Annotated in this window: 6 protein-coding genes; 4 read left to right on the forward strand and 2 right to left on the reverse strand. The window is 56.8% G+C overall.

Features of this window, described 5'->3' with window-relative positions; genetic code table 11:
* Positions 1 to 573: 573 nt before the first annotated feature.
* Entirely contained in the window at positions 574 to 1,143 is a 570-nt protein-coding gene (locus tag F560_RS0120955; RefSeq protein ID WP_019007695.1) for a beta-class carbonic anhydrase, read from the forward strand.
* A 61-nt stretch (positions 1,144 to 1,204) separates the two neighbouring features.
* Here F560_RS0120955 and F560_RS26370 read toward each other — a convergent pair whose 3' ends face one another.
* Complete coding sequence (locus F560_RS26370; protein WP_019007696.1) at positions 1,205 to 1,390, reverse strand: hypothetical protein; 186 nt, start codon at positions 1,388 to 1,390, stop codon at positions 1,205 to 1,207.
* 222 nt (positions 1,391 to 1,612) lie between these two features.
* A complete protein-coding gene (locus F560_RS0120965; protein ID WP_245554933.1) occupies positions 1,613 to 6,046 on the reverse strand; it encodes an endo-1,4-beta-xylanase in 4,434 nt (1,477 codons plus the stop codon).
* A 347-nt stretch (positions 6,047 to 6,393) separates the two neighbouring features.
* Between F560_RS0120965 and F560_RS0120970 the strand changes: the two genes are divergently transcribed.
* The 3 genes from F560_RS0120970 to F560_RS0120975 form a co-directional block, all read left to right on the forward strand.
* The gene (locus F560_RS0120970) at positions 6,394 to 6,783 is read left to right on the forward strand and encodes a (deoxy)nucleoside triphosphate pyrophosphohydrolase (RefSeq protein ID WP_019007698.1); all 390 of its coding nucleotides are present in this window, start codon (positions 6,394 to 6,396) and stop codon (positions 6,781 to 6,783) included.
* 101 nt (positions 6,784 to 6,884) lie between these two features.
* Entirely contained in the window at positions 6,885 to 7,049 is a 165-nt protein-coding gene (locus F560_RS25780; protein ID WP_156829082.1) for a hypothetical protein, read from the forward strand.
* 344 nt (positions 7,050 to 7,393) lie between these two features.
* Positions 7,394 to 7,577 (forward strand): transposase (locus F560_RS0120975; RefSeq protein ID WP_019007699.1); only part of this gene is annotated, 184 nt, incomplete at its 3' end.

Genomic DNA, 7,577 nt, shown 5'->3' on the forward strand with positions numbered 1-7,577 from the left:
TGGCAGCAAAGAAGGGTACTGGGTGGACTACATGACGGGCTGACTATGGGGTTGGCAGCAAAGAAGGGTACTAGGCGGAGTACATGACGGGTTAGCTTCGGGGCTGGCAGCAAAGAAGGGTACTAGGCGGACTACATGGCGGGCTGACTATGGGGTTGGCAGCAAAGAAGGGTACTGGGTGGACTACATGACGGGCTGACTATGGGGTTGGCAGCAAAGAAGGGTACTAGGCGGAGTACATGACGGGTTAGCTTCGGGGCTGGCAGCAAAGAAGGGTACTAGGCGGACTACATGGCGGGCTGACTATGGGGTTGGCAGCAAAGAAGGGTACTGGGTGGACTACATGACGGGCTGACTATGGGGTTGGCAGCAAAGAAGGGTACTAGGCGGACTACATGACGGGTCAGCGGGGGCGGTGGCGGTCAAGAGTTCATTATGGAGCATTCCGGGATAACCGGGGTGGACACAAACTGCCGGGAGTGCGAAAATAAGCGTAGACCGCTTCGGCGGCAAGCGGCGGCGCGGATTGTCTTCGGCAGCCGTGCGCCGTTATATGGCAAGGGGGGCTTTAGCATGTCCATCATCCCGAGTTTGTTGGAATTCAACCAGAAATTCGTCGAGGAGAAACGGTACGAAGCGTATTTGACCGACAAATATACGGAGAAAAAGGTCGCCATCCTGACCTGCATGGATACGCGGTTGATCGAGCTGCTTCCGAAGGCGCTCGGATTAAAAAACGGCGACGCCAAATTCATCAAAAACGCCGGCGCGATTTTGACCCAGCCGTTCGGAAGCGCCATGCGCAGCATCCTGGTCGCGGTCTACGAGCTGGGCGCGCGCGAAGTCATCGTCATCGGCCATCACGGCTGCGGCATGACGGAAATCGATCCGGACCGGATGGTGCGCAAATTCATCGAGAACGGCATCGATCCGCTGGCCATCAAGACGCTGGAAAACGCGGGCATCCGCATGGACAAGTTTCTGCGCGGGTTCGACCGGGCGGAGGAAGGCGTTATGCACAGCGTCAGGATGATCCGCCGGCATCCGCTGTTTCCGCAAGCCGTTCCCGTTCACGGATGCGTTATGGATCCGGAGACGGGCAAGCTGGATGTCATCGTGGAAGATTACCGGGAGGAAGCATAAGGCGTTTCTTCGCGCAAAGAACCGGCCTGTCTGGGCCGGTTCTTTGCGTGCGGACATTCGTTTAACGAATATCGCATTTGTTTTGAATGAAACGGATTTGATTTTCCAGCCGGTTTCGGATTTCCGCCGCTTCCGGCGAAAGATTCCGGCCGTTCTCCGCATCGAATTGCGCCAGCTCTTGCTTCAACCGATGCAGGTCCTCGCCGGCATTGGAGCAGTCGTAGTCGCTTTCCAGCCGATCCAGCAAGCTCGCAACACCCTTTCTATCATGGTTCGCACCTTATTATTCGTGGAAGGAGTTCCCTTTATTCTCCTTTGTGAACGCAAGCAAGCGGGCCTGTACGCCGCCTTTAGCCCTTGATAAAACGTAGATCGGCCACGCGGGAAAAAGCGAAGCGGTCTCGCAAGCCGATAAGGGCTTGGAGACCGCCCGTTCCGGATTTGGGGAAGGATGCTTGGCTTAGGCACCTCAGTTTTTCCAAATCCGGTAAAGAATCACCGCCGCTTGCGCGCGTGTCAACGGCTCATGGGGAGCGATTTTGCCGTTGATGCCGTGCACGATTCCGGAAGAAACGAGCGCGGTTGCGCCGGCTTTGGCGTAATCGGCAACCGATGCCGAGTCGGAGAAGGCATCCAGCGACCCTTTGGCCTCGAGATTTTTACCGGCCGCTTTCAGCGCGCGAATCGTCAGCGCCATCATGTCCTGGCGCGTGATCGCGGCATCCGGCAAGAACAGGTTATGGCCCACACCCTGAACGATCCCGAGTTCTTTTGCGATCTTCACCTCTCGGTAGGCGTTATCGGCCGGATCGACATCGCTGAACATGGATTCGTCTTCACCCGTACCCTGAAGTTCCAGGGCGCGAACGAGCAGCGCGAGAAAGTCCGCTCTTCGGACGGCAGCCGCCGGGCTAAAGGTGGTTTCAGCCGTTTCGAGAATGACTCCGCGGGAAGCCATCGCTTCGACGGCTTCTTTCGCCCAAGGAACGGGCGCCAGATCGTCAAACGTTTTGAGTACGAAGGCGGTCGCAAACGTACCGGAGCGGGCCGTTTGGAAACGAACCCTGCCGTTTTCGGCATCATAACGGCTGTTCGGCAAGGGCGTCGCGTTGCCGTCGGCTTCCATGCGCCATACGACGAGATGGTCCGGCGCGCCAAGCTCTTCCGGAGTCGGCTCGTAAGGCAACGAGACCGACACCGGGGCGCCCGGGTTGTGCCACGCGATAACTTGGCCGCCCGCGAGAACCTGAAGCGCGACAATCGGGCGATGGCCGATCGGGCCGCGAACGGATGCGGGCAGACCCTCCGCGGAGCCTTGGGAGATCCGAATCGAAACCGTCTCGGAGCCGCCTATATCCGTTCCGGCAAGCATGTTACCCGGAATCTCCATCGTTCCGAGAACGGTATCGATAGACAATAGGAAGGATTCCGCGCCCGTCAGACTTTGAGCCGGCAACTGCACCTCGAAGGACGTCGCGCCTTCCATTGCCGGCAGTTCAACGAGAATTCGTTTCTTACCGTCCGCGTCCGCCGCCGCTTGTTGCAGCGCCTGTCGCCATACTTCATTGGGGATGTTCCCTTTGGCCGGACCGTTTGTGTTTGCGGCGTACACGTTTATCTTTGTGACGCCGTCTTTCGTTTCAACCCTGGCATCCGGGGGAGCCGCGCCAACCGGGCTTCCCGTTCCGCCGTTGCCGCCACCCGTGTTGCCGGAGCCGGGCTTCCCGATCAGCTCGAGTACCCCAAGCCTCGAGGTATTCTGGTAGGATTGCCCGGAAGGATCGCTCCAGATGGCGACGCTGTCTCTTCGGCCGTCTCCGTCCTCATCGTTGTTGACCTGGAAGTCAAACCCGACAACGGTGCCGTTTTGGGGCGAAATCATATCGAGCGCCATGGCCGCTTCCACGATATATCCGCCTTCCACGATCCGGGTTGCCGAACGGTAGTTGTCCTGATTCGCGTGACCGCCGACGGTGCGGACGTTGTTGAATTGGATGCGGTACTGTCCGTCGTCTTCTTCGTAAAAGTCCGTTTTCCCATTGTTCTGGTCCAGGAATATTTCGACGGAATCCTGTTCCCAAGGGTTGACGCTCGCATCGCTCAACAAGCTGTCGCTTACAACCGCATATACATAGAGGTTCTGGTCATCCCACAGCGTTCGGAATGTCGCGGCGGAACCGCTTCCGCCTTCCACCCATACGTCTGTGGCCAGCTCGCTCGCCTTGCTCCAGACACCGTCCAACTCGCCGTCGATGTCCGGCGTGCCGTACTGCGCTTGGGCGGATTTAGGCGCCGCGGCAAACGTCAGGATGCCATACCCTTGCTCATCCGCATCCTGAGCGCTTCTGGGATCGCTCCAGGATACGATGGCGCCGTTTTTCCCGTGCTCCGAACCGTCGTCGACGCCGGCGTCCGTGACCCGAATGTCGAAATACACCCGGCGCCCGGGCTCGTTCGTTCCGGCAAGCGGAATGGCCGCTTCCACGACATAACCGCCGGCGGTTTCCCTTGTGCCCGCCGCACCGCGAACGACCTCGATTTTCTTTCTTCCTTCGCCGTCGACGGCGAACAGTTCGACTTTATCGCTTTCGGAGACGGAGCCGTCTTGAACGGCTACACTGGCGTACAGATGATGATCGTCCCACAGCGTCTTCCATTCGGCTTCCAATGCGCCGATTTTTTCCGTTTTCAGAGCGGGGACCAGGTTCCAGGCGAAATCCGGTCGGCCGTCGACGGTCGGCGTTCCCTTGACCGCGATTCCCGATTTTCTCATGATCGTAAGCTTCGAAGGGTCGACCATGCCCCAGTAGGCGGGTTTTGCCTGGTATTGCTTGTCGAACGGGAAGGGGGCGTCCTGTCTGCCCGTGCCTTTCGGACGGTCATGCAGCCAGGTGTGATCGTCGGCGATTCCCCAGAACGTCACGTTGCTGATCCATCCGCCGGGCGCTCCCTTTTGCTTGCCTTCTTCATCCAGGCGCTTCAACGTTTCAAACAATTCCTTGTAGCGGTACCCCTGCTTGTCGAGCAAATCCTGGGGAACCGACGGGTAAGCGTCCGTGTTGTTCGTGTATACGGAAACGTCCAGTTCGGTGATCTGGTTGTCAAACCCGGCTTCGCCGAATTTCCGGATCGACTCGGCTATTTGTTGAACGGAAGGCGCCGTAAGATTGATATGGGTCTGATGGCCGACACCGTCAATCGGCACGCCTTCGTCTCTCAATCTCGTAACAAGGTCGAACAGGTAATCGCGTTTTTTGGGATCGTGCGTGCCGTAATCGTTGATATACAGTTTCGCGTCCGGTCCGGCTACCTCGCGCGCGACGCGGAACGCGGTCCGGATATAATCGAGTCCCGTCAGCCGGTACCAGTAACTGTCACGCATCCCGTCCGGACGGCTTTCGTCGATCACTTCGTTCACAACGTCCCAGTCGCGCGCCACATCTTTGTATCTGCCGACAACCTCGCGCAAATACGTTTCCAGCCGCTGCAGCACCAGTGCCTTGTTTTCCGGCGTGGGCTCCAGGTAATTGCCCTGGTCGTCTTTGAGCATCCACTCCGCGCCCTGTTGGTGCCAGAGAAGGGTATGGAAACGCAGGTTCATATTGTTTTCCCGGGCGAAATTCGCGATCTGATCGGCGTTTGTCCAGTGATACTCTCCTTCGCGCGGGCTGATCGATTCCGGTTTCATGACGTTTTCCGCCACGATGGAGTTGTAATGATAGTTCAGCAATTCCTTGTGGACGCCCACCAAATGCTGGGGTTCAACCGCCGCCCCGATTTCGAAATCGTCCTTGTACACTTCGCGCAGCGGCGGGATGTCCTTCTGAACGGCGCCGGGCGGAGACAGCTTCACGTCGTCCACATAAAAGTCGTCCGAGGCGTTCGTCGTTTCCACATACAGCTTCAATGTCTCCATGTCGTTGGTGAAGCTGAACGTTCCTCTCAGCTCGATCCAATCCGTGCCGCTCGTTGTGGTTTGAGCGATTGTGGTGTAGGAGGCGGACGGCGCCCCGAACGCTTTGTTTTCCATGGTAAGGCGAATCGTGCGTGGCGTGTCCGGCACTGCGGCCAGCTTGACGAAAGCGGAGAAGGTGTAGGTTTTGTTTTTCTGCAGGATCGATTTAACGTCGCGGCTCGGCCCTTGCCAGTCTGCCGACCGGTCGGACGCTTTGAGGCTATAGCTGCCGGATTTCGCCGCTTCTTGCGTTACCGCGACCGTTTCGTTGCCGCGGGGGCCCCAGTCCGTCGGCGTGCCGTCCTCGAAGTCCCAGACGACGGAATCGGACGGTTCCGGCCCGGCGCCGCCGCTGCCGTTGCCGTTGTCCGGGGGCAAAGAAACCAGTTTGACTTGAAAATCGTCCATGTAATAGGCGGCCGTGGCGCTGCTTGGGCTTTGCAAATAGACTTCCAGCACCGCAGCCTGCGGATCGTACGTATATTGGCCGGTTATTTTCACCCAACCGTCAGCCGTTGCCTCCACAGCGGGGCTGATGTTCACATACTCTTGTGCCGCTCCGGTTTGCTTCACGGCAAATTGGAGCGTTTCCGAACCTTGCGTGCCTTCTTTCAGCTTCGCATAGGCGGAAATTTCATAGGTGGCCCCTTTTTGCAACAAGTTTGCAGCCCCCAGGTTGAACCCCGGGCCGTTCCAAGTTGCGTTCCGGACATCCGACAAGATGCTTCCCGTTCCTGCGCGCCCCTCGGATGCCGAGTGGGTCACGGTTTCGCTTTCGCCTCTCTTGTACCATCCCTGGGTGTCGTGTGCAAAATCATGCGCAAGGATCACATCTCCGATTTGAGGCGCCGCGGCCTCCGCAACCGGAGGAGACCAGCCCGGCGGTATGAACAAAGCGGCCGCCAGCAGCAAAAGCACGGCTTGTTTCAGCATTTGGTTCCTTCGCACCCGTCGCGTCCTCCTTATCTGGAATCAAAATTAAAGCGCTTACGAAAAATCTTGAGCTCAGGCGCTTTTTTCCAATTATAGTTTAGGAACCGTTGTACCGGGACATGAGATTCTTTAGACTATCCTTAAATAATTTAAGAATCCGATTGCGCTATGTGTGTGGGGGGAAGGGGGAGCGTTTTTCTGATCGGAAGCAGGAGTCCGGCTCCTAAAAAGCGGCTTCGTGCCCTCCGGTCGTTCCGCGCCGCTTGATGGGCTGCCGAAGAGACGGCTTGCTTGAGCCCCTTTAATACGTTAATATTTTACGCTATTAGAAGATGAATGCTTTTGCATAGGAAGTGATAGGGATGCTTGAGGTGGCCGCAGCGATTATCGAGGACAAGCAGGGGCGCATCCTGATCGCAAGGCGCAAACAAGGAAAAGCCCAGGAAGGACTGTGGGAATTACCCGGAGGCAAGATCGAGCCCGGAGAGTCCGCGCAGGCCTGCTTGCGGAGGGAGCTTCGGGAAGAAATGAATATCGAAATCGCGCCTTACGAGCTGTTCGGGGTCAACGAGCATGACTATGGCACGGTCCGGATTCGGCTCATCGCTTGCAAGGCAACGTATGTGGGAGGGGAAATCCGGCTGACGGACCACGACGATTGCAAGTGGGTCGAGCGGAAGGCGCTGCCCGACTATCCATGGGCGCCGGCGGACCTTCCGTTCGTGAAACGGCTAGCCGCCGGAGCCGATTGAAGGGCATTGCCCCGCTCATGTTTGACCTTGCATACGCCGCTCAAAAATAATCCCGCCGCAGCGTAAAGAGCTCTTTCAGCTTTTCCGTCGACAACGAGGTCGTGGCCCATCGTCTTACGGGGACGCTTCAGGATCTGGATTATATCGGCAAGCAACGCGACTGCCTTGTGCTTCGTTCGACACTCGAATCCGTCGCGTGGAAGCCTTGTATACGCGCGACCGGTTACGTTGCGCTTGTCAGCTACAACGGGGATTACGCTCCGTAAGGCGAGGCTCGGTAGTTAGAGCGGCAAAAAATACGAGATTTAGGCAAAATCGGCGCTCAAGACACAATAAAAGACAACTTTTTCGCTATTGCTGCGAATATCTTGCGGAACCCAGTTGAGGCAACCTTACTGTTTTGTGTTTATTTCGTATAAATAAAGAAAAATAACCTCTATAAAAAATCCAAATTATGCCTTGATAACCGTGGCGCTCATTCTTATGGTTGTTGACATCCTTAGTTTCAATTCGGGCTCGCATGCGCAGTAAAAGATGATGCTAGACTGAATAGTGGACACCGAGAATCGAGAATGCGACAATAAATTCAGCAAAATCGAGGTGTCCGAAGATGAGTCAAAAGTATGACAAAGACTTCAAAATCCAAACCGTGAGGATGATCCAGGAACAGGGAAAACCGGTGGCGCAAGTCGCTCGGGAACTGGGTGTATCCGACAATACCTTGTACCGTTGGATCAGCGAATTCAAACAGGATCCGGTCAACGCTTTTCGCGGCAGCGGCAATCTGAAAATGG

This window comes from Cohnella laeviribosi DSM 21336 (genome assembly GCF_000378425.1).
GTDB lineage: Bacteria > Bacillota > Bacilli > Paenibacillales > Paenibacillaceae > Cohnella > Cohnella laeviribosi.